The organism is uncultured Roseovarius sp. (assembly GCF_947259555.1).
GTDB lineage: Bacteria > Pseudomonadota > Alphaproteobacteria > Rhodobacterales > Rhodobacteraceae > Roseovarius.
Window position 1 is genome coordinate 97,527 of sequence record NZ_CAMYMD010000026.1, and the last position, 25,466, is coordinate 122,992.

The following is a 25,466-nucleotide window of genomic DNA, read 5'->3' on the forward strand; positions in this document are numbered from 1 at the left end:
AAGCGGCCAAGCCGCGTTGCAAGGCTCGGACGAACCCGTTACATCGCCCTTCAATTCTTGCACAGTGACGATCGGAGAGCCTTATGAATCCCCCCCTGCGTCTTGGCATTGCCGGTCTTGGCACCGTTGGCACCGGCGTCGTGCGCATCGTTCGGCAAAAGGCCGCGCTGCTCGCGGCACGCGCGGGCCGCCCGATCACCATCAGCGCGGTCTCTGCGCGCACCCGCGACAAGGACCGCGGTGTGAGCCTGTCGGATTACGCGTGGGAAGACGACCCGGTCGCACTTGCCAAACGCGACGATGTGGATGTGTTCGTCGAACTCATGGGCGGATCGGACGGGCCAGCCAAGGCCGCGACCGAGGCGGCGATCGCGGCCGGAAAGGATGTCGTCACCGCGAACAAGGCAATGCTCGCCCATCACGGTCAGGCGCTCGCGTCCGCTGCGGAAACGGCCGGGCGCGTGATCCGCTTCGAAGCAGCGGTCGCGGGTGGCATCCCTGTGGTCAAGACCCTGACCGAAGGGCTGGCCGGCAACGAGATCACGCGCGTGATGGGCGTCATGAACGGCACCTGCAACTACATCCTCACGCGGATGCAGGCCACCGGGCAGGGCTACAACGCGCTTTTTGAAGAGGCCGACAAGCTGGGCTATCTTGAGGCCGATCCAAATCTCGACGTGGGCGGCATCGACGCGGGCCACAAGCTAGCGCTCCTGTCCTCGATCGCCTTTGGCTGCCAGGTTGATTTCGACGCGGTTGCGCTCGAGGGCATACAAGAAATCACCCTCGGTGACATCCGCCACGCCGCCGACATGGGCTACCGGATCAAGCTGCTTGGCGTGGCGCAAATGACAGGGCGGGGACTGGAACAGCGCATGTCGCCCTGCCTCGTGCCGGCCAAGAGCCCGTTGGGACAACTTGAGGGTGGCACCAACATGGTCGTGCTCGAAGGCGATCAGGTCGAACAGATCGTGATGCGCGGCCCGGGCGCGGGGATGGGCCCCACGGCGAGCGCAGTGATGGGCGACGTGATGGACATCGCGCGCGGCTTCCGCCTCTCGACATTCGGCCAGCCCGCAACCGATCTTGTGAAATGCGAAACGGCTGTCAGTGTCACCCCCGCCCCCTACTACATGCGCATGTCGCTGCTCGACAAACCCGGCGCGCTGGCCAAAGTTGCAACAATCCTGGGAGAAGCAGGCATTTCCATCGACCGGATGCGCCAGTATCGCCATGACGCCAGTACGGCACCGGTCCTGATCGTGACTCACAAGACAACACGTGACGCGCTTGATACCGCCCTTTCCGGGATCAACCGCCTCGATGTCCTGTCGGGCGCGCCGGTCGCCTTGCGTATTGAAACCGTCTGAGCACCGGCCCGCCCTGCCAGACTTGTGCGCTCCGCGCGCGACCGCTAATGCTGAACTTGCGCAGATTTACAAGGACCAACCCATGACTTCAGATACCGCTTTCAACGACCGCATGCTCTCACTCGGATTGGCCCGGGTGGCGGAACAGGCCGCGCTGGCCTGCGCCGACCTGATCGGCCGCGGCGACGAAAAAGCCGCCGATCAGGCTGCTGTGAATGCGATGCGAGAACAACTGAACATTCTCGCAATTCAGGGCGTGGTCGTGATCGGCGAAGGTGAACGGGACGAGGCGCCGATGCTCTATATTGGTGAGGAAGTCGGAACCGGTGAGGGACCCGGTGTCGATATCGCGCTCGATCCGCTGGAAGGCACGACTTTGACCGCGAAAGCCATGCCGAACGCCCTTACCGTGATTGCGATGGCGCCGCGCGGCACCTTGCTGCACGCGCCCGATACCTACATGGACAAACTTGCGATCGGCCCGGGCTACCCCGAGGACGTCGTGTCACTCTCCATGTCGCCGCGCGAACGGGTCGAGGCACTGGCGAAGGCTCGCGGCTGCCGCCCATCCGAGATCACCGTCTGTGTTCTTGAACGCCCCCGGCATCAGGACATGATCGCTGAGTTGCGTGAAACCGGCGCTGCGGTCTTTCTTATACCCGATGGCGATGTTGCGGGCGTCATCCATTGCGCCGAGGCCGATCGCACCGGCATAGACATGTACATGGGCACAGGCGGCGCGCCCGAGGGCGTGCTGGCGGCATCAGCTCTCAAATGCATGGGCGGGCAGATGTGGGGTCGGCTGGTTTTTCGCAACGAGGATGAACGTGCCCGCGCCAAGAAGGCCGGGATTACAGATTTCAATCGTATCTACGCCCGGGACGAGATGGTGACCTCGGACGTAATCTTTGCAGCTACGGGTGTGACCGACGGCTCAATCCTGTCGGGTGTCAAGCGCCGTCCGGGCTATGTCGAGACCGAAACCCTGCTGATGCGCTCGCGCACCGGGTCGCTGCGTCGCATGATCTATCGCAGCAAGCGTGACTGAGACCGGGACACGCGGGGGCACCGCCCCCGCACCCCCGAGGTATTTGCAGCCAGATGAAGAAGGTACGCATCCCGTGACCGCCTATCTCGGCGTAGAGTGCTCGCTCTCCGGGCGACGCTGGGTTGGCCCCGCTGTCGAGACCGACCGGCACGCCGAGGCGATGGCTCAGGCCACCGCGCTGCCGCGTCCGCTGTGCCAGACCTTGGCAAGGCTTGGCGTTGCACCTGAGGAGGCGGATACATATCTGGCGCCCGCTCTACGTGACCTCTTGCCAGATCCCCGCACCCTGCGCGACATGCAAACAGCCGCCAGCCGTCTCATCAAGGCGGTGCGCGGGAATGAACGGATCGCGGTTTTTGCCGATTACGATGTGGATGGAGGCACGTCCGCCGCTCTTATCATTGACTGGTTGCGGCACATGGGCATGACACCACCCACGCTCTACATCCCTGACCGGATCGACGAGGGCTACGGGCCGAACGTGCCCGCCATGACCGATCTGGCCGCTCGACACGATCTGATCATCTGCGTGGACTGCGGTACGCTGAGCCATGACGCTATCGCCGCGGCGAACGGCGCCGAGGTCGTGGTGCTCGATCACCACCTCGGAGGTGAGACCTTGCCCCCGGCGTTTGCCGTGGTCAACCCGAACCGACAGGATGAAACTGGAGACCTCGCACATCTCTGCGCGGCGGGTGTCGTGTTTCTCATGCTGGTCGAGGCGGGCCGACAACTGCGCGAGACCGGACATCAAGGCCCGGATCTGATGGCGATGCTCGATCTTGTGGCCCTCGCCACCGTAGCCGACGTCGCCCCGCTGATCGGCGTCAACAGGGCCTTCGTGCGCCAAGGGCTGCGCATCATGGCCCGGCGCGAACGTCCCGGGCTCAAGGCCCTTGCAGATGTGGCCCGCATGGATACCGCTCCCAACGCCTACCACCTCGGCTTCCTGCTCGGGCCGCGTGTGAATGCCGGAGGGCGGATCGGCAAGGCAGATCTGGGCGCGCGCCTCTTGGCGAGTGACACCTGGTCCGAGGCCCGCTCCATAGCCGAACGGCTTGATCATCTCAACACCGAGCGCCGCGAGGTCGAGGCGCTGGTTCGTGATGCCGCCATGGAACAGGCCCGAACGCGCGGGATCGAAGGCCCGCTGGTATGGGCCGCCGGAGAAGGCTGGCACCCCGGCGTTGTGGGTATCGTCGCGAGCCGCCTCAAGGAAGCCACCAACCGGCCCGCCATCGTGATCGGGCTTGACGGTAGCGAGGGCAAGGGCTCCGGTCGCTCGGTCGCGGGGGTCGATCTCGGCGCCGCGATTCAGCGTCTGGCTTCGGAGGGGCTGTTGATCAAGGGCGGCGGACACAAGATGGCCGCAGGACTTACCGTGGCGCGAGATCGGATGGAAGAAGCCATGGCTCGGCTCTCGGAGTTGCTTGCGCGGCAAGGCGCGGGACAAGTCGGGCCTGCGGATCTGCGCCTCGACGGCATGCTCATGCCGGGGGCCGCCACAATCGAGCTTGTCGAGCAGATCGAGGCCGCTGGACCGTTCGGCGCTGGCGCCCCGGGACCGCGCTACGTCTTCCCAGATTGTCAGATCACTTTCGCCAAACAACTAAGTGGTAACCATCTTAAACTGCGCTTTGGGGATGGTATGGGCGCCAGCCTCGACGCAATTGCCTTTGGCGCGTTCGATGGACCATTGGGGTCGGCGCTGATGGACCATGGCGGTGCCCGTTTTCACTTGGCGGGCCGGCTTGACACAAACACCTGGGGCGGGCGGTGCACAGTTCAATTGCGTCTTGAGGATGCTGCTGGCGCCGGCTGACTCCACCGCCGTCGACGCGCCCGATAATTCTGCATTTCGAGCGCAAGTTTTTGTAAAATCCCTCTTGCGCGCCATGGCGCTTTTGCCTAGTTACGCCCCACGGCAACGCTGGCCCGTTCGTCTATCGGTTAGGACGCCAGGTTTTCAACCTGGAAAGAGGGGTTCGATTCCCCTACGGGCTGCCACTATACCTAATTTTCCCTTGTTTTACTGACACTTAGGACAGATACTGGACCTCGAATTTCTGGCCATGGTCCACCTTGCGCGCCAGAGGCTCTCTGGTGAGCGGACTTTGCAGCCCCTCGCCGCTGAAATTTCTTGGTGTAGATTCCCGCTGTCTTCGCTTCAGTCCAGCCGAACGCCGACATGAGCTCGTATTCCGTAGCGCCGTTCGCGGCCATCAGTTCGGCAACACCCTTCCGGATGCTGTGCTGGCTCCGGTTCGCCTTGCCGTCATCGTCTACCAGGCCCGCAGCGACGATCCATTTCCGGACCCGGTTGTCGAGTGATCCGGCCGCCGCGAAAGGCCTACCGTATTCCGTTGCGAGATATGTCTCACGCGTCTCGTGATTCTCGAGTTCTTCCGCAAGCATATCGTCAAACGGGATCGAGACGAATGCGGATCCGCTCTTTCGTAGCTGCCATTCGATATACCGTACATCGTCGTGCATCGCTTCATTGTCAGGGCCCAGGAAGGGCGCGTCGCCGATGCGGCCATGCGTTGCGTATGCGAGGCAGAAGCAAAGCCGGACCATGGTCCGTGGGCCGTGTGTCTCCAGGAACTTCTCGACGTCCTTGGCCGACCAGGATGTTGCGCCGCCTTTCGCTTTATGCCCGGATTCAACCTCGAAGACAGGACTGTTAGCGGGATATTTGCGATCTTCGCCCCACTTGTATGCGGCGCGGGGGGCCTTCAAGCACGTGGCGGCTGCTCCGGTTCGACCGCCGAACGCATCGCGGATGTGAATGAACGCCTGTCGTGGCAGGTCTGCGTCGAGTGAACCGATGCGGTCGCCGTCGTGGCTTTCGTGTCGCACGCTTGGTTGAGCCCCGTGCGTCGGTTTGAAAGCGTGAGCCTGGAGAGATTGCCGGCTTCGACCTGGCATTCCATCCACTTCAAGAATTCGTCGCACATCGCATGCAGTGCTCCGCGCTTTGCTTTCTCTGGCTTCACAGTCTCGAGTTTCCGCCCCGCTCTGGCGGCATAGTACTGCTCATGAAACCCGGGCTCGCCAGGGCCACAAGGGCTTACGATTTTTTGTTCGGCTGACCCTCGACCCGGACCCGCCATCTTGTAGTGCCGGCTGCGGTCTTGTCTTTCAGCAACCCAGGGAAATGATGCTTCATCTTTTGTCACTCCAATTCTTCGGGCCTTTGCTGTCCGCCTCCGGTACGTCTCGTGACGTAGCTGCGGCCTCGATGTCGATAGTTAAGCCTCCGTCCGAGGTGAATTTTATGTGGGATGGCGTGAAGCCTTGCTCTTTCAGCGCTGCCATCGCGAAGTGCTCGATATGGTCGCGTGAAATGAAGCATAGGTCTCCGGCAAACCCGGCGCGGTTCAGCGAAACCAAGCCGGCGCTGCACGGGATCTGAACGCCATGAAACCGAAATGTGCTCGCCTTGTGCGGACGTCTCACAAGGCGGCGCAGACCAAGCGCACTTGACCAGGGCTTGCTTGTGACTGGACAGACCGTAAAATCGCCAGCTAAGGTCAAGGGGCTGTTACATTGAGCCGATATGCGGCAAGTTCAACCAAAGCCAATCAGGGGATCACCATGAAACTGACCACAGTCTTCACCGCCATCGCGACACTTGGCCTGGCGCAGCCAGCCTTGGCAGAGTTTCAGTTGAGCGACCGGTTCACCGACAATGATGGTGACCTGATCGCGGACATTCCCGAGGACAGCGCGCAGTGGCTTGACCCCGACACGCTGATCTTTGCCTATACGCCGGTCGAGGATCCGGCCGTCTATGCCGAGGTCTGGCAAGGCTTTCTCGATCACATGGGCGAGCTGACCGGCAAGAAGGTACAGTTCTTCCCGGTGCAATCAAACGCCGCCCAGATCGAGGCGATGCGCGCGGGCCGGCTGCATGTGGCGGGCTTCAATACCGGCTCGAATCCGCTTGCAGTCGCTTGCGCCGGGTTCCGCCCGTTCACGATGATGGCGGCTGCGGATGGCTCCTTTGGCTACGAAATGGAGATCATCACCTATCCCGAATCGGGTTTGTCGAGCGTCGAGGATATCAAGGGCAAAGAGCTGGCCTTTACCTCTGAGACATCCAACTCTGGCTTCAAGGCTCCCTCCGCGATCCTCAAGGCCGAGTTTGGCATGGTCGCGGGCGAAGATTTCGAGGCGACCTTTTCAGGCAAGCATGACAATTCGATCCTGGGTGTCGCCAACAAGGATTACATGGCCGCCTCGATCGCCAATTCGGTCAAGGCGCGGATGATCCAGCGCGACGTGGTATCAGAAGACCAGCTCGAGGTGCTCTACAAGTCCCAGACCTTCCCGACCACAGGCTACGGTGTGGTCTACAATCTGGCCCCCGAGTTGCAGGACAAGATCGAGGAGGCGTTCTTCAGCTTTGAATGGGAGGGCACGGCGCTCGAAGAGGAATTCTCCAAGAACGGCGAAGCGCAGTTCATCCCGATCACGTTCAAGGACGAGTGGTCGGTGATCCGCACCATCGACGCGGCGAACGACGTCTCCTATAACTGCAACTGAGCAGGTCTTGCAAGATTTCGCACGGGCGGCATGTTGCTGCCCGTGTTCTACATGAAAAGGCCCAGACATGCTGCATCTCACAGGTCTGTCCAAAACCTACAAGACCGGCGACACCGCGCTGAGTGATGTGACGCTTGAGGTCCCCGAGGGTCAGATCATGGGCCTCATCGGCCCCTCAGGCGCGGGCAAATCCACCCTGATCCGTTGCATCAACCGTCTGGTCGAACCGACCGCCGGTGCGGTGATGCTGGGCGATGTGGACCTCGCGCGCCTTGGCAAGCGCGAATTGCGCCGCCAGCGGCGGCGGATCGGAATGATCTTTCAGGAATATGCGCTGGTCGAACGTCTCACAGTTATGGAAAACGTGCTCTCGGGCCGTTTGGGATATGTGCCGTTCTGGCGCAGCTTCCTGCGCCGCTATCCGTCCCGCGACATCCAGAACGCCTACCGGCTGCTCGACCGGGTTGGCCTGATGGAGCACGCGGACAAGCGCGCCGACGCGCTTTCGGGCGGGCAGCGGCAGCGGGTGGGCATCGCACGCGCGCTGGCACAGGAACCTGAACTGCTGCTGGTGGACGAGCCGACCGCCAGCCTAGATCCCAAGACGTCACGCCAGATCATGCGCTTGCTTACCGAGATCTGTGCCGAACGCAACCTGCCGGCCATCGTCAACATCCACGACGTGCCGCTGGCGCAGCAATTCATGCAGCGTATCGTTGGGCTACGCGCGGGCCGCGTGGTCTTTGACGGCCCGCCAGACGAGTTGACGGAGACCGCGCTCACAGAGATCTACGGTGCCGAAGACTGGAATGCCATGCGCGCAGGCGATGCCGAACAAGCCGAAGCCGAGGCGGAGGCGCGTGCCCGGATGGAGGCCATCGCCTGATGACGACGCCCTACCCTTCGACATGGCGGCGTCCACCGCAGATCGTAACCGACCGGCGCTGGCGCTTTGCGCTGCAACTGGGGATCGTCCTATATCTCGTCCTCGCCATCGGCTCACTCGAGGTGGACTGGGCGCGCGTCGCGGCCGGGCTGGAGCGTGGGCAGCGCTTTGTCATGGGGTTTCTGGCACCTGATTTCACCAGCCGCTGGACCGATATCCGCCAAGGGCTGATCGAGAGTCTGACGATGACGCTGACCTCGACGGTGATTGGGGTCGTCATATCGGTCCCCATCGGTGTTGGCGCGGCGCGTAACCTTGCGCCCCGCGCGGTCTATTACGTCTGCCGCGGCATCATCGCGGTCAGCCGGGCGCTGCAGGAGATCATCATCGCGATCTTTTTGGTGGCGATGTTCGGCTTCGGCCCCTTCGCGGGGTTTCTCACCCTCAGCTTCGCCACCATCGGCTTCATCGCCAAGCTCCTCGCCGACGACATCGAAGAGATCGACGAGGCGCAGGCCGAGGCGATCCGCGCCACCGGGGCGTCGTGGTGGCAACTGGTGAATTACGCGATCCAGCCGCAGGTGATGCCCCGCCTGATCGGGTTGTCGCTCTACCGGCTCGACATCAATTTCCGCGAAAGCGCGGTCATCGGCATTGTCGGTGCAGGCGGCATCGGGGCCACGCTCAACACCGCCATCGACCGCTATGAATATGACAGCGCGGGGGCGATCCTGCTGATCATCATCGGCATCGTGATGGTCGCCGAATACGGCTCCAGCTACCTGCGAAAGTTCCTGCAATGAGCGAGATCACCCATCACTCAGAGGTCTGGCGACACCGCACGCCTCGCAAGAGGCTCTTTATGTGGATGGGCTGGCTGGCGCTGGTGGCACTGTTTGTCTGGTGCTGGCGGGTGATGACCGAGAACACCATCTGGGCATTCGTGTCTGACGCTCCGCGACAGGCCGCCGACATAGGCGGTCGAATGATGCCGCCCCGGCTGAGCTACCTGCCCGAACTGATGGTGCCGCTCTGGGACACGATCAACATCGCCACCCTCGGCACGTTAGGCGGCGTGATCATGGCGGTGCCGGTGGCCTTCATCGCAGCGCGCAACACCACGCCTTCACAGCACATCCTGCGGCCCATTGCCCTTTTCATCATTGTGGCCTCACGCTCGATCAATTCGCTGATCTGGGCGCTCTTGCTGGTGGCGATCATCGGGCCAGGCATCCTCGCGGGGATCGTCGCCATCGCGCTGCGCTCGATCGGCTTTGTCGGCAAGCTGCTCTATGAGGCGATCGAGGAAACCGACGCGCGCCAGATCGAGGCGGTGCAAGCCACCGGGGCCAGCCCCGCACAGGTGGTGAGCTACGGCATCGTGCCGCAGATCATGCCCGCTTTCTGGGGGATCTCGGTGTTCCGGTGGGACATTAACATCCGCGAGAGCACCATCCTCGGGCTGGTCGGCGCCGGCGGCATCGGGCTCAAGCTGCAAGCCTCGCTCAACGTGCTGGCCTGGCCGCAAGTGACGATGATCCTGCTCCTGATCCTCGCCACCGTGGTGCTGAGCGAATGGGTCTCGGCACGTGTGCGCCACGCGATCATCTGAGGGGTCCGCGCGTCTTCCACACTCAATTCACGCCTTCGCCAGAACCGAGCCATTTGTACATGATGCGCGCATCGACAAGCCCCTCAACGGGATGCCGAAAGGCGCGCGGCAGGCGGCCCACAGTCTCAAAGCCCAGATCCTCCCAGAGCGCGATGGCCCCGGCATTGGTCTCGACCACGAAATTGAACTGCATCGCGAGATAGCCCATGGCGCGGGCCTGCGTCTGCGCATGCAGGCACATCGCCCGGGCCAGGCCCTGACCGCGCGCCGCCTCGGCCACCATGAAGCCCGCGTTGCAGACATGCGCGCCGCCGCCGGGCTGATTGGTCTTGATGTAATAGGTGCCCAGGACCTCGCCCGCGATCTCGGCCACGTAGGTGGCGCGCGGGGTCTGCATCCACATCTCGCGCACCGCCTCGCGGGTCAGGCCCGGCTCTATCGTGTAGGTCTCGCCTGCCTTGATGACACCGCGCAGGATCGGCCAGAGGGCGTTGAAATCGCCCTCGCGCGCGTACCTTATGGTGATGCCCTGATCGCTGTCCATGTCGCCGCCCCCCGCTCAAGCCATGGCTAGCGGGGGGCGCGGGGTTTGACAAGGCTCAGGTGTTGACGTCCACGACGACGCGGCCCTTGACCTGACCCTTGAGGATGTCGCGCCCAAGCTCTGGCAGATCCCCGAGGCAGGCGGGCTGCACCATCGCCTCGAGCTTGTCCATCGGCAGGTCGCGCGCGATGCGGTCCCAGGCGCGGGTGCGGTTCTCGTAGGGTTGCATGACGCTGTCGATGCCCAGCAGGTTGACGCCGCGCAGGATGAAGGGGGTGATCAGCGCGCCCTCGATGGCCGGTCCCCCTGCCAGCCCGATGGCCGCGACCGAGCTGCCGTATTTCATCTGCTTGAGCACCCGGCCCAGCATCGCGCCCGCCACCGCATCGACGCAACCCGCCCATTGCTCGGCCTCGAGCGGCTTCTTCGTCACCTCGGTCAGCTCGTCGCGGGCGACGATCTGGCTGGCACCCAGCCCGCGCAGATAGTCCTCCTGATCGGGGCGACCGGTGACGGCGGCCACCTCGTGGCCGAGATTGGCAAGGATCGCGGTCGCGACCGAGCCGACACCGCCTGCCGCCCCGGTGACCAGCACCGGCCCGTGCCCCGGTTTGAGCCCATGATCCTCGAGCGCCATCACCGCCAGCATGGCGGTGAACCCCGCCGTGCCCACGGCCATCGCCTGACGCGTGTCCAGCCCCTCGGGCAGCGGCACCAGCCAGTCGGCCTTGACCCGCGCCTTCTGCGCGTAGCCGCCCCAATGCGCCTCGCCGACGCGCCAGCCGGTGAGCACGACCTTGTCGCCCGGTTTGTAACGGTCGTCGCTGCTTTCCTCGACGGTTCCGGCGAAATCAATCCCCGGCACATGCGGATAATTGCGCACCAGACCGCCGCCCGGCCCGACGCAGAGCCCGTCCTTGTAATTCACCGTGGAATACTCGACCGCGACCAGCACCTCGCCGTGTGGCAGATCATCGACCGTGATCTGCTTGACGGCGGCGGAGGTCTTGCCGCTTTCCTCGTCCTTCTCGACGACCAATGCGTTGAACATATCGCTCTCCTTTTTCGATCGCAGGGCCAGCCCCCTGCTTCATCTTGCCAGAAATATCCCGGGGAGTGTGAGGGGCTGGCCCCTCACTCCCACGCTCAGGGACCGCTCAGGCCCAGAACCCGTCTTGCACCACGCCGCGCCGTTCGCCATCGGGGGCGCTGATCCGCAATTCGGTGCCCGCGTCCCAATGGGTCATCCGCACCATGCCAATGGCGACGTTGGTGTCAAAATCCGGCGACCATGCGGCGGAACTGATCCGACCCACACGCTTGCCCTTTTCCGACAGGACCGGCCACCATTCGCGGCAGGGCGGCACAGCATCCCCCTCGATGGCGATGGCGCAGACCTGCTGCACCGGGCCTTCCTTGGCGACCCTTAGCAAGGCATCGCGGCCGATGCACCCGATCGCCGTGTGTGTGTTGCAGAACCGGCCCAGCCCGCATTCATGCGGCGTGTTGTCGTCGGTCATGTCGTTGCCGTAGCTCAAGAGCCCGCCCTCGATCCGCTCGATCAGGTTGGGGCAGCCCGCGTGCACGTCCATGCCCTTGCCCGCCTCCATCAGCGCGTGCCAGAGCGGCATGCCGAGGTCAGAGCCCTCGACATAGATCTCGAACCCGCCCTGCTTGGAATAGCCCGAGCGCGCGATCACCATGTCGCGGCCCTGAAAGTCAAACACGCCGAAGCGGAAGAAGCGGATGTCGCGGACGCTGTCGCCAAAGACCGCCGCCATCAGGTCATCGGCGCGCGGGCCCTGGATGGCCAGCGGGCTCACGTCCGGCTCGTCCACCAGCACGTCGAGCCGCCAGCCATGCGCCGTGGCACGCACCCAGTAGAGCAGGTCCGAATCCGCAATCGAGATCCACCAGCGATCCTCGGACAGTTTCACGGCGACAGGATCGTTCAGCATGCCGCCGGTCTCATCGACGATGGGCACGTAATAGCACTGGCCCGGCGTCATGCCGCGCAGGTCGCGGGGGGTCAGCATCTGCATCAGGCGGCCCGCATCGGGGCCGCGCAACTCGACCTGCCGTTCGCAGGCCACGTCCCAGACCTGCACCGCGTCTTTCAGGTGGCGGTAATCCTCTTCAATGGAGCGGAACACCGTGGGCAGCAGCATGTGATTGTAGACCGTGTAGGCCTTGACCCCCGCCGCCTCGACCCCGTCGGAAAAGGGCGTGCGGCGCAACCGGCGCGACAGGGACAGCAAGGGTGCGTTCATTTTGCCTCCTCGGGCATGAAAGGAATGTCGGTGACCGGGGCGGGCAGCCCGGCGCGGGTCAGCATCGCGTGGACCTGCCCCCGGTGATGGGTCTGATGGTTGAAGAAATGGGCGACGCAGGCGGCCATAGGGGTGGTGATCTCGGCCCCGAGTGCGCCCGAATAAAAGGTCAGATCACCGGTGAGGTCGATGCTGTGCACGCGGTTTGCCCAGGCCTTGATCCGGCCATCGGTGGTGAAACGCTCGGCGCTCCACGCCGCGCCGGTGGGGGTGAGCGTGGGGCTCTCTTTGATCCCGCCCTCGGGGCGGGTGTCCTCCACGCCAAACCGGTGCAGCCACATGCGGTCAGCCCAGAGGATATGGTTGAGCGTGCCGAGGATCGACGAGAAATGCGCCCCGTGATCCTCGGTCAAGACCTTGAGGCTCACCCCGTCGAGGACGCGGGTGATCTGCGCGTTCTGCCACGCATTATAACGCGCCATGAGCGCGACATAATCCGCCGTCAGCATCATCAGCGCGGGCCTTTCCAGTCGATCTGGCAGATTTCCGCGCTGCGCCCGTCGAAATCCCAGACCCGGCCAAAGGCGCGCACGCGGCCCTTGGTGGCGGTGGCGACGGTGATGTCGGGGCCCATCCAGTATTCGGTATTGGTGACGACGATATCCTCGCCCTTGTGGCCCTCCACGGGGACCACCTCGCCCTGAATCTTCTTGCCGACCATCAGGCGGCGGGCCTTGCCTTCAGTCTCGAAGATGACCGGCGCGCGCTCGGCGCCCAGAAATTCGCTGACCAGCACCCCGAAGAGTCCGGTGGTGCCGCGGGCCTTGCCGGAGAAGATGTTGACCAGCCCCTCATAGGCCGCATCATTGGCGCGTTCGTCGATATAGGCGGCGGCCTTCCAGTTGCCGCGCGCCATCAGGCCGGGGATTTCGAGCATCAGGCCGACGTTGAGCCCGCTGAGGTCCTCGTCGCCATACTGCCCCTCGTCGATGCGCACGCCCGACCACGCCTGACAGTAGCCTTCGGTGGGGGCATGTTTGCCAAGGCTGACCACGCAGGGGCAGAACACCGTGCAGTTGCAGTTGAGGATCAGCTCCCCCTTGATCGTCCAGGGCACCGTGCCCACCGTATCCAATGCCATTTTCGGCCTCCTCCGTTTCAGATCGTTGCGAACAGAACCCAGGGCGCGGCGCCGAGCAGCAGCGCGCCAAGGGGGCGTGTCAGATAGCGCCCGATATCGGGCAGTTTTTCCAGCACCATGATCACCGTGGCCAGCCCCATGAAGGCGAGGTTCATCACCCCGCCCACGAACGCCAGCAGCATCAGCGCCCAGCAGCAGCCAAGGCAGACAAGGCCGAGGCGTACGCCGTTACGCGCTGCGCCCTCGTCCCAGTATTGCATGAAGAACGCCAGCGGACGGCGGCATTTCGACAGGCATGCCTCCTTGGCGGGGCTGAACTGATACAGCCCTGCGAGCGCCAGCAGCGCCGCCGAGAGCACGCCTGAGCGGCTATCGCCGAAGGCCGTCAGCAGCCCCGCCTGAAAAAGCGCCATCTGCGCCGCCGCCGCCAGCACCGAAAAGCCCAGCCAGACCGACAGATACCCCGCGACCAGTGCGCCAAAGCGCGTCTCGCCGGTATGGCTCAGCTCTTCATAGGTGGCGAAGGCGGGCAGCGCCGTGGGGGCCATCATCGCCGCCGACATCAGCGCCCACATCAGCACGATGCGGCCGAACCCGGCAGCATCCGGCGTGACGATGCAAAGGCTCTGCAGGAAATCCGCGCCGTAGATCACCGCGCCGTCGCGCAGATCCGCAGGCAGCGCCATGGCATAGAGCAGCCCCCAGGCCCCGAGAATGAGGCCGAACAGCACCAGCCAGTGCCCGCCTCCCATCCGTCTGACCTGTGCCGCGATCATCGCGCGCTCCCTCACGACTCATCTCTTGCGTTTAAATTGTCAGACATTTAAATGTAAGACAAATGAAAATTGATCCCGATAACAAGGCCGACCTTTCGGCCCAGATCGCCGAAGCCATCCGCAAGGAGATCATGGCCGGGCGGCTGATCATCGACGAGCGCCTGCCGTCCGAGGCGGAATTGGCCGATCACTTCGCGGTGTCGCGCCCGACGGTGCGCGAGGCGCTCAAGCGGCTGGCGGCGCAGTCGCTCATCCGCACCGCGCGCGGTGCGTTCGGCGGGGCCTTCGTCAACCGGCTGAGCTATCCGGAGGCTTACGGGCAGCATATCACCACCTCGACGCTGCTTCTGAGCATGAACGCGATCAGCTTCGATGTGGCCTGCGAGGCGCGCTATGCGCTGGAGCGCGCCTGCACGCCGCTGGCCGCCGCGCGCCGCACGCCCGACACATTGGCCACGATGCGGGCAGAAATTCACCGGCAGGGGCAACCGGGGCTGACGGATGAGTCGTTCTGCGCCTCGGATGTCACGTTTCACCGGGCCTTGGTGGACAGCGCGGCCAATCCGGTGCTCAGTTACCAACTCGCGGGCGCGGTCGAGGCGATGCAGCCTCTGATGAACATGATCACCTTCACCGCCCGCTCACGCGAGGCGATCGTCGGGTTTCACACCCGCATCGCCGACGCGCTGGAGCGCCACGAGGCCGATGCGGCACAGGCTGCACTTTCGGAGCTGGAGGCCTACACGCTCACGCTGGGCCGCGACGTGATGGCGGCCCGGGCCAAGGCCGCCACATGAGACCAATGCGACGCGACAGACGTTTTCGGGCTTTCTGAACGCGCGGTGACACACGGCTCACAGAAACTCACACTTCGTACAGACGCCCTAGCTGCGAAGCCGTCAGGATCCCATGTCAGGACTACACGCCGACAAGGAGGAAACCATGACCAAACCGAAATTCGCCCCTCGCATCGCGCGTACAGCGTGGAAACCTCGTGCATTGCCATTTCGCTTCACCGATTGGGCTGCTATCTGACCTCATCGCGCGGCGCCGCCGCCACACTTTTCCACGGAACGTTGCGTAGACCGGATTTTGATTTCTTCTACCGTGCGCGACCCGCTTATAAACGAGTGCAATCCTGAGGAGGTCCAAAATGATCGATCGTCGTAGCTTTATGGCCACCGGCCTCGCCACAGCAGCAACCACCGGGCTTGCTCCGACCATCGCAGGCGCGTTTGAACTCGATCCGCAATTCGCGCCGCAAGAGGTTGGATTTGATCCTAAATATAAGCCCGGGCAACTGTTCGTGCTGCCCCGCGCGCATTTCCTCTATTTCGTGACGGCGCCGGGCCGCGCCCGCCGCTACGGAGTTGGTGTCGGCAAGGCCGGGCTGGAATTCACCGGCACCGCAACGATTGACGTCAAGAAAAAATGGCCGACCTGGCGACCGACCAATGAAATGATCGAACGCGATCCCCGTGCCTATGGTCGCTTCAAGGGGAACGATTATGTACAGCCCGGCGGCCCCGGCAACCCGCTCGGCTCGCGCGCGCTTTATCTCTTTCAAAACGGTCGTGACACATACTACCGCATTCACGGTACCACAGAGCCACAATCTATCGGGCGCTCCGTGTCCAACGGATGCATCCGGATGATCAACGCGCATGTGCAGGATCTTTACGAACGCGTACCGGTCGGTACCGTCGTCACCGTCCTTTGATCGCGGCCCGCACCGCATCCCGGCGTCGGGCAACGACGATGCAATTTAGCGATTTTACGCGCACGCAGGTGTTGGTTCTTGATTTTTTCGCAATTTGACCGCATCTTTCAGGGCGCGACGTTACCACTATCGACCATCTGCTCCTTTACGGCTCAGTCACTCGATCTTGCACGACTTAGCCGGGCTGCCGCAGTCCCGTGGGCAGCAAAAACTAAAGGAGAACAGTACAATGGCTACTGGCACCGTCAAATGGTTCAATTCCACCAAAGGTTATGGGTTTATCGCACCTGATGGCGGCGGCAAGGACGTTTTCGTCCACATTTCCGCCGTTGAGCGCGCCGGCCTTACCGGTCTGGCCGACGACCAAAAAGTGACCTTCGACATCGAAGCAGGCCGCGACGGCCGTGAATCGGCGGCGAACATCGTCCTCGCCTGAGCGAGATACCAAAGGGCAGGATGCCTGCATAAGACCGCCTGTCGCGCCCCTTGGGCGCGACAAGCCGCGTTCGGCTTGCTATGTGCGCCCGCTGTCTTTTCCCTTGAAACCGTCTAAACGAACGATGACATAGGGTCAGGATCAGGAGGCACGGCATGGCGCTGCCCGTAAGGGAACAAATGAAATACTGGGGCGCGGCGACTGCGGTCTTCTTCGTCCTGTTGTGGTTTCTCGGAAATGTGATCCTGCCTTTCGTGCTTGGCGGAGCCATCGCGTATTTCCTTGATCCCGTCGCCGACCGGCTCCAGCGGATGGGCCTGAGCCGCGCTGCGTCGGTCGTGCTGATCACACTCATTGCGATTCTCATCTTCGTCATGGTGGCCCTCTTGGTAGTGCCGACCCTCGTCAATCAGGCCGTCGCACTCTTCGAGATCGCACCACAGCTCGCACGCGACTTGCAGGGCTTTCTGAACACACATTTCCCCTCTGTCTTCGAGCCCGATTCGGCGTTGCACAAGACATTGTTGTCGCTCGGTGAGACGATCCGCGAGCGTGGTGGTCAATTGCTAGAGACCGCGCTGAGTTCTGCGGCCTCGATGGTCAACATCCTGATCCTGCTCGTCATCGTTCCCGTCGTTGCGGTCTACCTGCTCTATGACTGGGACAACATGGTCGGCGAGATCGACCATCTGCTGCCGCGCGATCACGCTCCGGTCATTCGCAGGATTGCCCAACAAATCGACAATACGCTGGCCAGCTTCATTCGCGGCATGGGCACTGTCTGCCTGATCCTCGGTGTCTACTACGCGGTCACGCTGATGCTAGTGGGATTACAGTTTGGGCTCGTGGTTGGGGCACTCGCGGGATTGATTACCTTCATCCCATACGTCGGCGCTGTCGTCGGCGGGGCACTGGCTGTTGGTCTGGCGCTCTTTCAGTTCTGGGGGGACTGGCTGAGTGTGGGTCTCGTGGCCGCGATCTTCGTGTCTGGCCAAGTAATCGAGGGCAATTTCCTGACACCCAAGCTTGTCGGATCCTCGGTCGGGCTGCACCCTGTCTGGCTGATCTTCGCGCTGTCGGCCTTTGGCACGCTGTTCGGCTTTGTTGGAATGCTCGTCGCTGTGCCCGTGGCAGCCGCCCTCGGCGTGATCGCGCGGTTCGTGCTTGAACAATACCGCGAGAGTCGCCTGTATCGCGGGCTTGAAAGTCTGGACAAGAAATGAGCCCTCAGCAGCTCAGCTTTGACCTGCCCGTGCGCGCCGCACTCGGGCGCGAGGATTTTTTCGTGTCTCCCGCCAATGCCGAGGCCGTGGCCATGATCGAAGGATGGCAAGACTGGCCAACGCGGAAACTCATCCTCGCAGGCCCGCCGGGATCGGGAAAAACCCACCTTGCGCATGTCTGGGCTGCACTCTCGGGGGCGCGGATCGTGGCGGCGGCCGACCTGCCTTCTGCCAATATTCCCTCGCTTGCCGCGGGCTCGGTCGCCGTCGAGGATATCGACCACGTGGCCGGCTATCGGGATGCCGAGGAGGCGCTCTTTCACTTGCACAACCTGACGCTTGCCGAGGGCCACGCGCTTTTGTTGACAGCACGCAGCGCGCCGCAGTTCTGGCCGCTTTGCCTGCCGGATCTGATGAGCCGCATGCAAGGCACCCTGCTGACCCAGTTACGCGCACCCGATGATGCCTTGTTGGCTGCCGTGCTGACAAAACTGTTCGCAGACCGCCAGATTGCTCCCAGCCCCGACACTATTCCCTATCTTGCACGACGCATGGACCGGTCTTTCGAAGCGGCGCGTGATGTGGTTGTCGCCCTCGACGCCGCCGCCATGGCAGAGGGCCGCTCGGTCAACCGATCCCTCGCCGCGCAAGTGCTGGACAATCGGAGCCACTAACGCCATTCTGCGTCACCATTCCGTTACAAGAGAGCGCCATAAGGCCGCCATGACAAACGCTGATTTTCTAAAGACCCCGCTACCCTCTCCGGTCGACTTTCCAGATCTTGACGTTACCGGGCCTGGACGATTCTTCAATCGTGAGCTGAGCTGGCTCGGCTTCAACTGGCGCGTTCTGGAAGAGGCGCAGAATCCGCGCATGCCGCTTCTGGAGCGGCTGCGGTTCCTGTCCATTTCAGCCACCAATCTCGACGAATTCTACAATGTACGCGTCGCCGGTCTGCGCGAATTGGCCAAGGCCGGCAACATCACACCTGCCGTTGACGGCCTGACACCTGCTGAGCAACTCGTGCTCATCAACGAGAACGCCCGCGGATTGCTTGAGGCGCAACAGGACACCTATGAGGCACTGCGCATAGAGATGGAGGGCGAGAAGATCTCGATCCTCGATCACACGTCGCTCAGCGAGTCCGACAAAGAGGTTCTTGCCAAGGTTTTTCTTCACAAGGTCTTTCCGGTCCTGTCTCCAATGGCCATCGATCCGGCCCACCCATTCCCTTTCATTCCAAATCTGGGCTACAGCCTCGCGCTCCAACTCGAGCGCAAATCGGACAAGAAGCCGCTGCAGGCGCTCTTGCCGATCCCGCAGCAGATCGACCGCTTCGTATCTCTGTCCGCACCGGAGGGCACGTTTCGCTTCTTGCCGCTTGAGGAGTTGCTGCTGCTGAATCTTCACAGCCTCTTTCCCGGCTACCGCTATGTCGGACATTGTGCATTCCGCGTGCTGCGTGACAGTGACCTAGAGGTCGAGGACGAAGCTGAGGATCTCGTGCGCGAGTTCGAGGTCGCGCTGAAGCGTCGCCGCCGTGGAGAAGTGGTGCGGATGAAGATCACCTCGGGGGCACCGGAGGCGCTGCGCGATGTCATCATGCAGGAATTGCACGTGATCCCGGACGAGGTGGTTGAAGTTGACGGAATGATCGGGCTCGCCGATCTGAAGGAACTGGTTCTCGACGCCCGTCCCGACCTTTTGTGGCCCTCCTTCACACCGCGCGTGCCCGAACGGGTTCAAGACCATGACGGCGACATGTTCGCCGCCATCCGGCAAAAAGACATGCTGCTCCATCACCCCTACGAGACATTCGACATGGTGGTGCGCTTTCTGCAACAGGCGGCGCGCGACCCCGACGTGCTGGCGATCAAGCAGACTCTCTACCGCACCTCGCGCAACTCGCCCATCGTGGAGGCGCTGTGCGAGGCCGCCGAGGAGGGCAAATCGGTCACGGCACTGGTAGAGCTCAAGGCGCGGTTCGATGAGGCGGCCAACATCCGGCAGTCGCGGCGGCTTGAGCGGTCGGGCGCGCATGTGGTTTACGGTTTCGTGGACTGGAAAACCCACGCCAAGATTTCCACGGTGGTGCGGCGTGAGGGCGACACCCTCGTGACCTACACACACTACGGGACAGGCAATTATCACCCGATTACCGCGCGCATCTATACAGATCTGAGCTTTTTCACCTGCGATGCCAAGCTCGGGCGGGACGCGACAAAGGTGTTCAACTACATCTCAGGCTATGCACAACCTGAAAGCCTTGAGAACCTTGCCATTTCGCCAATTTCGCTCAAGACGCGATTGATCGACTTGATCGGCAAGGAGGCAGAGCATGCGCGCGCGGGCAAGCCCGCCTCGATCTGGGGCAAGATGAACTCGCTGATCGAACCGGACGTGATTGACGCGCTCTACGCGGCCTCCGAGGCAGGCGTCAAGATTGACCTCGTGGTGCGCGGGATCTGCGGATTGCGGCCAGGCATCAAGGGGCTGTCGAGCAATATTCGGGTAAAGTCCATCGTCGGCCGGTTTCTGGAACATTCCCGCATCGTCTGTTTCGGTAACGGGGCGGGCCTGCCTTCCAAGAAGGCACGCGTCTTCATCTCGTCCGCCGACTGGATGGGACGGAACCTCAACCGCAGGGTCGAGACGCTGGTTGAAATCGAGAACGCCACAGTCAAGGCGCAGATCGTGAGCCAGATCATGGCGGCCAACATGGCCGATGTTGCGCAAACCTGGGTCATGGCACCCGACGGCACGTTTTCGCGGACGATCAAGCCCGAAGGTGAGTTTTCGTTCAACTGCCATCGTTTCTTCATGGAGAACCCGTCACTTTCGGGACGTGGCTCTGCCGGGGCATCTGACGTGCCAAAACTCACCCATACCGAGGATTGACCCGCGCGTACGCCTATCGCATAGAGGACGCGCACGAGACTGGGGCGAACATGGACGGTACAAGCGATCCTGCGGAACCCGATGGTGGCCCATTCGGGCGCCCGCTGTTTGATAGTCCAACCGCCCGCGCCTTGAGCCGGGTTGGCGTAGTCGATGTCGGATCGAACTCGGTTCGCCTTGTGGTGTTTGATGGCGCGGCCCGCAGTCCTGCCTATTTCTACAACGAGAAAATCATGTGCGCCCTGGGTGCCGGCATGTCAGAGACAGGCCGCCTCAACCCGCAAGGGCGCAAACGCGCAATCGAGGCGCTGCGACGGTTTCAGATGCTTGGCAATGGTATGGATACCGGCCCACTTGTGACAGTCGCCACAGCAGCGGTGCGCGATGCGGAGGACGGTGCGGACTTCTGCGCCGAGGTCGAGCGCGAAACCGGATTGAAGCTCTGGGTCATTGACGGGCGCGAAGAGGCGCGGCTCTCAGCTCAAGGCGTGCTTCTGGGGTGGCCCGGCTCTTACGGGTTGGTGTGCGACATCGGCGGCTCTTCCATGGAATTGGCCGCGATCGACGACGGCAAGGTCGGCGCGCGGATATCCTCGCCGCTCGGTCCGTTCAAGTTGATGGGCATCAAGGGTGGCAAGAAAGGCCGCAAGGCGCACATACGAAATACGCTTTCAACCATGCGCGACGAACTGGGCGAACAGAAAAACCGTTTGTTTCTGGTGGGAGGGTCCTGGCGGGCTATTGCCAAGATAGACATGGCACGGCGCGGCTATCCACTTCAGGTTTTGCACGAATACCGCATGCGCCCTGTCGACCTGCGCGCGACGATCAAGCATATCGAAAAGACCGACGCCGAGACCTTGCGCGCGCAATCCGGCGTCTCATCGAGCCGGATCAGTCTTGTACCGCAGGCGGCCGAGGTTCTGCGCGAAGTGCTCAGAACTTTCAAGCCGCGCGACATCGCCGTGTCGAGCTATGGCATTCGAGAGGGGCTGCTTTACGAGCAGATGCCACAGCTTTTGCGTGATCGTGATCCGCTCATCGAATCCTGCCGGTTTGCCGAGCACAAAGACGCGCGGCTGCCGGGATTCGGCAAGGTGATCTACCACTTTCTCTTGCCGATCTTCAAATCCGCAAGCCCTGAGCGCCGCCGCATCATTCGCGCCGCGTGCCTCTTGCACGATGTAAGCTGGCGTGCCCACCCAGATTACCGCGCTGAGGTCTGCTTTGATAACGCGACTCGCGCCAATCTCGGCGGTCTCAAGCATTCTGAGCGTGTTTTTCTCGGCCTTGCGCTTTTGCACCGCTATTCCAACAAACGCGAGAACAGCCGGTTTTCGGATTTGGAAGAGCTGATCTCGGACAAGGACCGGCATGAGGCCGAGGTTGTGGGCAAGGCGATGCGATTTGCCGCTATGCTATGGCTCAAGAAAAACGCGCGGCTTGGCGAGTTGCGTTGGTTTCCCAAGAAAAGAGTGCTCGAGCTGCGCCTGTCTGACGAGGCTGCTCCGCTCTTCGGCGAGGTCGCGCGCGCACGCTTTGACGCACTCGCCTCTGCCCTGGAGGCCAAGGCGGTGGTCCGTTAAAGCCGCGCTCTTGGGTTGGTCTGGCGATGAGCGACCTTTGACGCAGCCAGAGACAGGCCGCGCTGTGCCCGACCGTCGGGCGGGCGCTGCGCGGCAGTGCCTTGGGCAGCTTTATTCCGCGCATTGGTACTGCACCTCAACTGTCGAAAATGCCAACCGAGCTCAAGCCCTGCTAGAGCTCGATCTCGCCCTTCGGTACCGGATCATCTTGCATTTCCTGCGGCGTCTTGCGGCGGATGATAATATCCCCATTGGGGAGCATTTCAGGCGCATGGTAGGCACTCAGATCCCCGACACTTTCCATCAGCTCGTTCAGTGCCGGCCCCATTTCCTCGACGAACTCACGCAGCGCGGGTTCCATTTCTTCGGCGCGTCCCCGAAGATCCTCAAGTGCCGGTCCCATCTCGCGCCGAATGCCCTCCCAAAAGAGGCGCGCGCCCTCCTCCATAAGCGAACGCCCTTCCTCTTCCGCCTCTTGGCCAAAGGCAGGCAGTGCAAGGGCAAAAGACAGGGCCAAGATCAGGCAGCTTCGTTTCATCGGTCTCATATAAACCTCCCTCTTTGAGATTTTAAGATCATAGCTCGATCTCCAGCGTCAACGGAAAGTGATCTGACGCTGTCAGCAGCGCATCGCGCAACTCTGGATTACCCCAGCAGGCGGGATCGTCAAAGGGATGCCAGATGCGCCAGACCGGCCGCCGCGCCATCAGGTCGGGCGAAATGAGGATATAATCGAGAAGCGCCTGCATATAGCGTTTCTGATCGCGCAGGTAGAAGCGTGCGGTGCTCTGCCCTGCCCCGATCCTCTGCGTCAGGGCCGCGCGCGCGTGCGGATCATAGAGCCGCAGCGCGGTCTCTGCGCCGTCCCCAATGATGATCTCGACCGACGACCGGCCGAACAGGTGCTCGTATTCGTCGAGACCGGGGCCATCATTGAGGTCCCCCATCACCATCAGTGGCTCGCCAGCCGCCAGATGGGTTTCTACCCTTTGCCGGAGCCAGACCGCCTGCGCCAACTGCTTGCGCCGGTTTGCGATACCGATGCGCATCGCCGCATCGCGATTGCTCGCACCGTGCGGGGCCTTGGACTTAAGGTGTGTACCGATAATCCGGAAAGCCCTGCCAGACCGCGTTTGCACTGCCACTTCAAGGGGCGGTTTCGAAAACCTCACCTTGTCGGCGCGGTCGTCAATATCAAGGTCGATCCTTAGATGGCCATCAAACCTCGGCACCTCGCCTGCCTTCGGATCATGCGTGGCGCTCAGGATGTCAGGATCGTACATAAACGCGATCTCCTGCTGCGTGTCATTGGCAAAGCCAATCAGCGTCCGACGCGTCCTGAGGCCGAAGAATGCAGCAAAGTTCTCCAGCGCTGTCGCGCTGTCGCGGCGATTGTTGCTGTCGGGCGCCTCGATAACCATGATCGCGTCCGCATCCATCGCCGTGAAGACGATGCCAAGCGCGGCCAGTTGTGCGCCGCGTGTGACGTCATAGCGGGCTGACCATTCTCCATCGTCCAGCAGATGACCGGCGTCATCGAAAAGAGCGTTGAACCATTCGACGTTATAGCTTGCGATCCGCATTGCCGCGGGCCTCGCTGATTTCCTCCCAGGCGCGATTGATGTCCACCAACCGCTTCTCGGCCAGCTTCACCGCCTCCTTGGGTACGCCCCGCGCGTGCATCCGGTCAGGGTGGCAATCACGAACCATTTGACGCCAGACCTTGCGGATCTCGGCGAGCGGCATATCCGCCGTCACCCCCAGAACAGACCAGGGGTCGGGCCGCTCGCCCTCTACGAAGCGCGCTCGCAGGCGGCGAAACTGCACGTCATCCAGACCAAAGATATTCGCCACCCTCGCCAGAAAGGCATCTTCCTTGGGGTGATATACACCGTCCGCAAGAGCGATGTGAAACAGCCCCTCCAGCAGATCGCTGAGCGTATCGGGCGCCTCGTCAAACATTCGCGCGATACGGCGTGCATAGTCCTCATACCCCGCCACATCCTGGCGCGCGAGGTTGAACACGCGCGCGGCGTTGTCTTCTTCCTCTTGCGCGATCTGGAACACCTCGCGAAAGGCCGTCACCTCGTCACGTGTCACCAACCCGTCAGCCTTGGCCATCTTGGCAGACAGCGCGATCACGGCAATGGTAAAGGCCACGCTGCGCTCTGGCGGGCTGCGCAGGCGGTCGAACACGGTCGCGAGGCTCTCGCCCTTGGCCAGTGCCTGCAATGCCTCGGATATGCGTGTCCAGATCGACATGGACAAAATCCTACCCTCAATCGCGGACGGTGTCAGCGCAAACCGTTACAACCGCTTGTGCAAAAGGATCAAATCCATCCAGCGCCCGAACTTGCACCCAACCTCTGGCAGGCGCGGCCCCTCGTCGAAGCCGATGGCGCGGTGGAAGGCAATGGCCCCCGCGTTCTCACTGCTCACCCCGGCGATCAGAACATGTATCTTATCGGTGCGCGCCTGTTGTTCCAGCTGCGTCATCAGTGCACGTCCGACGCCCTGACCGCGTGCCTGCTGCGACAGGATCACACTATGCTCAGCGGTATGGGCATAGCCCGGACCGGCCCGAAACGCGCCGTAGGTCGCAAAGCCGAGGACCACGCCATCATCGGCCTCGGCCACCAGAAAGGCACCGCCTCGCGCCGCGATATCATCGGCGAGCCCTTGGGCCGTCTTTTCAACCGTGGTGAAGGTCACGGACGTATTGCGAATAAGCGGGTTCCATATGCCAAGTATCGCGGGAATATCACCCGACTCCGCCCGGCGCAGGATCATTCGAGCACCCTCATCCCGTGCGGCGTGGCGATCTCGGCGCGCAGCCCCGGCGCGCCCGCCTCGAATACCACGCGCGGATCGGTCAGATCGCCAAGGTCCGAGCGCAACGCACCCGCCTCGGGATGCGCCACGATCAGCCGCTCCAGCCGTGCGCCCGATGGTGCCAGCCGCGCCGACGGGTGTCCGCCCGCCTGCCACTCGATCAGCGCAGGGAAGCAGTTGTCACGGGGCAGAGCACCGTTTCCGGGCACCGCCATCCGCCATCGCAGATCACCACGCGCCAGATCGACCGGAGCACCGCCCTGTGGATGGCGCGCAATCGCCGCCTCCAGATCATCCACGGCGCAGATCCAGTTTGAAAGGCGTGGCGCGCCACTGAACCGGTCAAGATCGAACCAGCGCGGATAGTCCGGTGCAGGCGCCACGGGATCAACTGCGATTACCTCCAGATAGAGCCCCTCGGCCAGGCCCATAAGCAGATTATGGGTACCGTAATGTGCATGCTGTCCGCCAGCCTGCAATGGCAGGCCTAACCGGTCCTCAACCAAAGCGCGCCCGGCCTCCAAGGTCTCCGCCGCAACCGCCAGATGATCAAGCTGCATAACCCTTCCTCTCTCG

26 protein-coding genes and 1 tRNA gene are annotated in these 25,466 nt (G+C 62.6%); 15 read left to right on the forward strand and 12 right to left on the reverse strand.

The window, feature by feature from the left end; all coding sequences use genetic code 11:
- Positions 1–83 precede the first annotated feature (83 nt).
- The 4 genes from Q0X85_RS04720 to Q0X85_RS04735 all read left to right on the forward strand — a co-directional run bounded on the left by Q0X85_RS04720 (position 84) and on the right by Q0X85_RS04735 (position 4,425).
- Complete coding sequence (locus Q0X85_RS04720; RefSeq protein WP_297769700.1) at positions 84–1,370, forward strand: homoserine dehydrogenase; 1,287 nt, start codon at positions 84–86, stop codon at positions 1,368–1,370.
- 82 nt (positions 1,371–1,452) lie between these two features.
- Entirely contained in the window at positions 1,453–2,418 is a 966-nt protein-coding gene (gene glpX, locus Q0X85_RS04725) for a class II fructose-bisphosphatase (protein WP_297769702.1), read from the forward strand.
- A gap of 73 nt (positions 2,419–2,491) precedes the next feature.
- Positions 2,492–4,240, forward strand: coding sequence for a single-stranded-DNA-specific exonuclease RecJ (gene recJ / locus Q0X85_RS04730; protein WP_297769704.1), 1,749 nt, complete (start codon positions 2,492–2,494; stop codon positions 4,238–4,240).
- Positions 4,241–4,350: 110 nt separating this feature from the next.
- Positions 4,351–4,425, forward strand: a tRNA-Glu gene (locus Q0X85_RS04735).
- Between the two features lie 6 nt (positions 4,426–4,431).
- Here Q0X85_RS04735 and Q0X85_RS04740 read toward each other — a convergent pair.
- Complete coding sequence (locus tag Q0X85_RS04740; protein ID WP_297769706.1) at positions 4,432–5,277, reverse strand: tyrosine-type recombinase/integrase; 846 nt, start codon at positions 5,275–5,277, stop codon at positions 4,432–4,434.
- 738 nt (positions 5,278–6,015) lie between these two features.
- On the opposite strand from Q0X85_RS04740, the gene phnD reads away from it, so the two are divergent.
- The 4 genes from phnD (at position 6,016) to phnE (Q0X85_RS04760) (ending at position 9,464) form a co-directional block, all read left to right on the forward strand.
- On the forward strand, positions 6,016–6,966 hold the full coding sequence (phnD, locus tag Q0X85_RS04745; protein ID WP_297769708.1) for a phosphate/phosphite/phosphonate ABC transporter substrate-binding protein: 951 nt from the start codon (positions 6,016–6,018) through the stop codon (positions 6,964–6,966).
- Between the two features lie 67 nt (positions 6,967–7,033).
- Positions 7,034–7,852, forward strand: coding sequence for a phosphonate ABC transporter ATP-binding protein (gene phnC, locus Q0X85_RS04750; RefSeq protein WP_297769710.1), 819 nt, complete (start codon positions 7,034–7,036; stop codon positions 7,850–7,852).
- Entirely contained in the window at positions 7,852–8,655 is an 804-nt protein-coding gene (gene phnE, locus Q0X85_RS04755; RefSeq protein ID WP_297769712.1) for a phosphonate ABC transporter, permease protein PhnE, read from the forward strand. The genes phnC and phnE (Q0X85_RS04755) overlap by 1 nt, the downstream gene beginning before the upstream one ends.
- The gene (phnE, locus tag Q0X85_RS04760; protein ID WP_297769714.1) at positions 8,652–9,464 is read left to right on the forward strand and encodes a phosphonate ABC transporter, permease protein PhnE; all 813 of its coding nucleotides are present in this window, start codon (positions 8,652–8,654) and stop codon (positions 9,462–9,464) included. Before phnE (Q0X85_RS04755) ends, phnE (Q0X85_RS04760) begins: the two co-directional genes overlap by 4 nt.
- 22 nt (positions 9,465–9,486) lie before the next feature.
- On the opposite strand, the gene Q0X85_RS04765 is transcribed toward phnE (Q0X85_RS04760), so the two are convergent.
- From Q0X85_RS04765 to Q0X85_RS04790, 6 genes are all read right to left on the reverse strand, one after another.
- Complete coding sequence (locus Q0X85_RS04765) at positions 9,487–10,008, reverse strand: N-acetyltransferase (protein ID WP_297769716.1); 522 nt, start codon at positions 10,006–10,008, stop codon at positions 9,487–9,489.
- 55 nt (positions 10,009–10,063) lie between these two features.
- A complete protein-coding gene (acuI, locus tag Q0X85_RS04770; RefSeq protein ID WP_297769718.1) occupies positions 10,064–11,059 on the reverse strand; it encodes an acryloyl-CoA reductase in 996 nt (331 codons plus the stop codon).
- A 106-nt stretch (positions 11,060–11,165) separates the two neighbouring features.
- Positions 11,166–12,278, reverse strand: a complete 1,113-nt coding sequence (locus tag Q0X85_RS04775; RefSeq protein ID WP_297769720.1) for a dimethylsulfoniopropionate demethylase — start codon at positions 12,276–12,278, stop codon at positions 11,166–11,168.
- The gene (locus Q0X85_RS04780; RefSeq protein WP_297769722.1) at positions 12,275–12,790 is read right to left on the reverse strand and encodes a DinB family protein; all 516 of its coding nucleotides are present in this window, start codon (positions 12,788–12,790) and stop codon (positions 12,275–12,277) included. Before Q0X85_RS04780 ends, Q0X85_RS04775 begins: the two co-directional genes overlap by 4 nt.
- The gene (locus Q0X85_RS04785; RefSeq protein ID WP_297769724.1) at positions 12,790–13,419 is read right to left on the reverse strand and encodes a DUF1326 domain-containing protein; all 630 of its coding nucleotides are present in this window, start codon (positions 13,417–13,419) and stop codon (positions 12,790–12,792) included. Before Q0X85_RS04785 ends, Q0X85_RS04780 begins: the two co-directional genes overlap by 1 nt.
- A 17-nt stretch (positions 13,420–13,436) precedes the next feature.
- A complete protein-coding gene (locus tag Q0X85_RS04790) occupies positions 13,437–14,171 on the reverse strand; it encodes a DUF2182 domain-containing protein (protein ID WP_297769872.1) in 735 nt (244 codons plus the stop codon).
- 86 nt (positions 14,172–14,257) lie between these two features.
- Here Q0X85_RS04790 and Q0X85_RS04795 point away from each other — a divergent pair, with 86 nt between their 5' ends.
- From Q0X85_RS04795 to Q0X85_RS04825, 7 genes are all read left to right on the forward strand, one after another.
- Positions 14,258–14,992 (forward strand): FCD domain-containing protein, encoded by a 735-nt coding sequence (locus tag Q0X85_RS04795; RefSeq protein WP_297769726.1) that lies wholly within the window; start codon positions 14,258–14,260, stop codon positions 14,990–14,992.
- A gap of 356 nt (positions 14,993–15,348) precedes the next feature.
- Positions 15,349–15,915 (forward strand): L,D-transpeptidase, encoded by a 567-nt coding sequence (locus Q0X85_RS04800; protein ID WP_297769728.1) that lies wholly within the window; start codon positions 15,349–15,351, stop codon positions 15,913–15,915.
- A gap of 229 nt (positions 15,916–16,144) precedes the next feature.
- Positions 16,145–16,351, forward strand: coding sequence for a cold-shock protein (locus Q0X85_RS04805; protein ID WP_297769730.1), 207 nt, complete (start codon positions 16,145–16,147; stop codon positions 16,349–16,351).
- Positions 16,352–16,506: 155 nt separating this feature from the next.
- Positions 16,507–17,574 (forward strand): AI-2E family transporter, encoded by a 1,068-nt coding sequence (locus Q0X85_RS04810; protein WP_297769732.1) that lies wholly within the window; start codon positions 16,507–16,509, stop codon positions 17,572–17,574.
- A complete protein-coding gene (locus Q0X85_RS04815; RefSeq protein ID WP_297769734.1) occupies positions 17,571–18,248 on the forward strand; it encodes a DnaA/Hda family protein in 678 nt (225 codons plus the stop codon). Before Q0X85_RS04810 ends, Q0X85_RS04815 begins: the two co-directional genes overlap by 4 nt.
- Positions 18,249–18,297: 49 nt before the next feature.
- Positions 18,298–20,472: an RNA degradosome polyphosphate kinase gene (locus tag Q0X85_RS04820; protein WP_297769736.1), complete on the forward strand. Its 2,175-nt coding sequence runs from the start codon at positions 18,298–18,300 to the stop codon at positions 20,470–20,472.
- 50 nt (positions 20,473–20,522) lie between these two features.
- A complete protein-coding gene (locus tag Q0X85_RS04825; protein WP_297769738.1) occupies positions 20,523–22,058 on the forward strand; it encodes a Ppx/GppA family phosphatase in 1,536 nt (511 codons plus the stop codon).
- A gap of 172 nt (positions 22,059–22,230) precedes the next feature.
- Here the strand turns inward: Q0X85_RS04825 and Q0X85_RS04830 are convergent, their stop codons facing one another.
- Genes Q0X85_RS04830 through Q0X85_RS04850 form a run of 5 tightly spaced genes read right to left on the reverse strand, consistent with a single transcriptional unit; the run spans position 22,231 to position 25,450 of the window.
- Positions 22,231–22,596, reverse strand: coding sequence for a hypothetical protein (locus tag Q0X85_RS04830; RefSeq protein WP_297769875.1), 366 nt, complete (start codon positions 22,594–22,596; stop codon positions 22,231–22,233).
- A gap of 37 nt (positions 22,597–22,633) precedes the next feature.
- Entirely contained in the window at positions 22,634–23,641 is a 1,008-nt protein-coding gene (locus tag Q0X85_RS04835) for an endonuclease/exonuclease/phosphatase family protein (protein ID WP_297769740.1), read from the reverse strand.
- Positions 23,622–24,320: a molecular chaperone DjiA gene (locus tag Q0X85_RS04840; protein ID WP_297769743.1), complete on the reverse strand. Its 699-nt coding sequence runs from the start codon at positions 24,318–24,320 to the stop codon at positions 23,622–23,624. The genes Q0X85_RS04835 and Q0X85_RS04840 overlap by 20 nt, the downstream gene beginning before the upstream one ends.
- Before the next feature lie 45 nt (positions 24,321–24,365).
- Positions 24,366–24,848 carry a GNAT family N-acetyltransferase gene (locus tag Q0X85_RS04845; protein WP_297769745.1) on the reverse strand — a complete coding sequence of 161 codons (483 nt, stop codon included), beginning with the start codon at positions 24,846–24,848 and terminating at the stop codon, positions 24,366–24,368.
- A complete protein-coding gene (locus Q0X85_RS04850; RefSeq protein ID WP_297769748.1) occupies positions 24,845–25,450 on the reverse strand; it encodes a VOC family protein in 606 nt (201 codons plus the stop codon). Before Q0X85_RS04850 ends, Q0X85_RS04845 begins: the two co-directional genes overlap by 4 nt.
- Between the last annotated feature and the right edge of the window lie 16 nt (positions 25,451–25,466).

Coding starts and splice junctions, on each gene's coding strand:
- Q0X85_RS04720 (WP_297769700.1), top strand. CDS start 84: ATGAATCCCCCCCTGCGTCTTGGCATTGCCGGTCTTGGCACCGTTGGC.
- glpX (WP_297769702.1), top strand. CDS start 1,453: ATGACTTCAGATACCGCTTTCAACGACCGCATGCTCTCACTCGGATTG.
- phnD (WP_297769708.1), top strand. CDS start 6,016: ATGAAACTGACCACAGTCTTCACCGCCATCGCGACACTTGGCCTGGCG.
- phnC (WP_297769710.1), top strand. CDS start 7,034: ATGCTGCATCTCACAGGTCTGTCCAAAACCTACAAGACCGGCGACACC.
- phnE (WP_297769712.1), top strand. CDS start 7,852: ATGACGACGCCCTACCCTTCGACATGGCGGCGTCCACCGCAGATCGTA.
- phnE (WP_297769714.1), top strand. CDS start 8,652: ATGAGCGAGATCACCCATCACTCAGAGGTCTGGCGACACCGCACGCCT.
- Q0X85_RS04765 (WP_297769716.1), bottom strand. CDS start 10,008: ATGGACAGCGATCAGGGCATCACCATAAGGTACGCGCGCGAGGGCGAT.
- acuI (WP_297769718.1), bottom strand. CDS start 11,059: ATGTTCAACGCATTGGTCGTCGAGAAGGACGAGGAAAGCGGCAAGACC.
- Q0X85_RS04775 (WP_297769720.1), bottom strand. CDS start 12,278: ATGAACGCACCCTTGCTGTCCCTGTCGCGCCGGTTGCGCCGCACGCCC.
- Q0X85_RS04780 (WP_297769722.1), bottom strand. CDS start 12,790: ATGATGCTGACGGCGGATTATGTCGCGCTCATGGCGCGTTATAATGCG.
- Q0X85_RS04785 (WP_297769724.1), bottom strand. CDS start 13,419: ATGGCATTGGATACGGTGGGCACGGTGCCCTGGACGATCAAGGGGGAG.
- Q0X85_RS04790 (WP_297769872.1), bottom strand. CDS start 14,171: ATGGGAGGCGGGCACTGGCTGGTGCTGTTCGGCCTCATTCTCGGGGCC.
- Q0X85_RS04795 (WP_297769726.1), top strand. CDS start 14,258: ATGAAAATTGATCCCGATAACAAGGCCGACCTTTCGGCCCAGATCGCC.
- Q0X85_RS04800 (WP_297769728.1), top strand. CDS start 15,349: ATGATCGATCGTCGTAGCTTTATGGCCACCGGCCTCGCCACAGCAGCA.
- Q0X85_RS04805 (WP_297769730.1), top strand. CDS start 16,145: ATGGCTACTGGCACCGTCAAATGGTTCAATTCCACCAAAGGTTATGGG.
- Q0X85_RS04810 (WP_297769732.1), top strand. CDS start 16,507: ATGGCGCTGCCCGTAAGGGAACAAATGAAATACTGGGGCGCGGCGACT.
- Q0X85_RS04815 (WP_297769734.1), top strand. CDS start 17,571: ATGAGCCCTCAGCAGCTCAGCTTTGACCTGCCCGTGCGCGCCGCACTC.
- Q0X85_RS04820 (WP_297769736.1), top strand. CDS start 18,298: ATGACAAACGCTGATTTTCTAAAGACCCCGCTACCCTCTCCGGTCGAC.
- Q0X85_RS04825 (WP_297769738.1), top strand. CDS start 20,523: ATGGACGGTACAAGCGATCCTGCGGAACCCGATGGTGGCCCATTCGGG.
- Q0X85_RS04830 (WP_297769875.1), bottom strand. CDS start 22,596: ATGAAACGAAGCTGCCTGATCTTGGCCCTGTCTTTTGCCCTTGCACTG.
- Q0X85_RS04835 (WP_297769740.1), bottom strand. CDS start 23,641: ATGCGGATCGCAAGCTATAACGTCGAATGGTTCAACGCTCTTTTCGAT.
- Q0X85_RS04840 (WP_297769743.1), bottom strand. CDS start 24,320: ATGTCGATCTGGACACGCATATCCGAGGCATTGCAGGCACTGGCCAAG.
- Q0X85_RS04845 (WP_297769745.1), bottom strand. CDS start 24,848: ATGATCCTGCGCCGGGCGGAGTCGGGTGATATTCCCGCGATACTTGGC.
- Q0X85_RS04850 (WP_297769748.1), bottom strand. CDS start 25,450: ATGCAGCTTGATCATCTGGCGGTTGCGGCGGAGACCTTGGAGGCCGGG.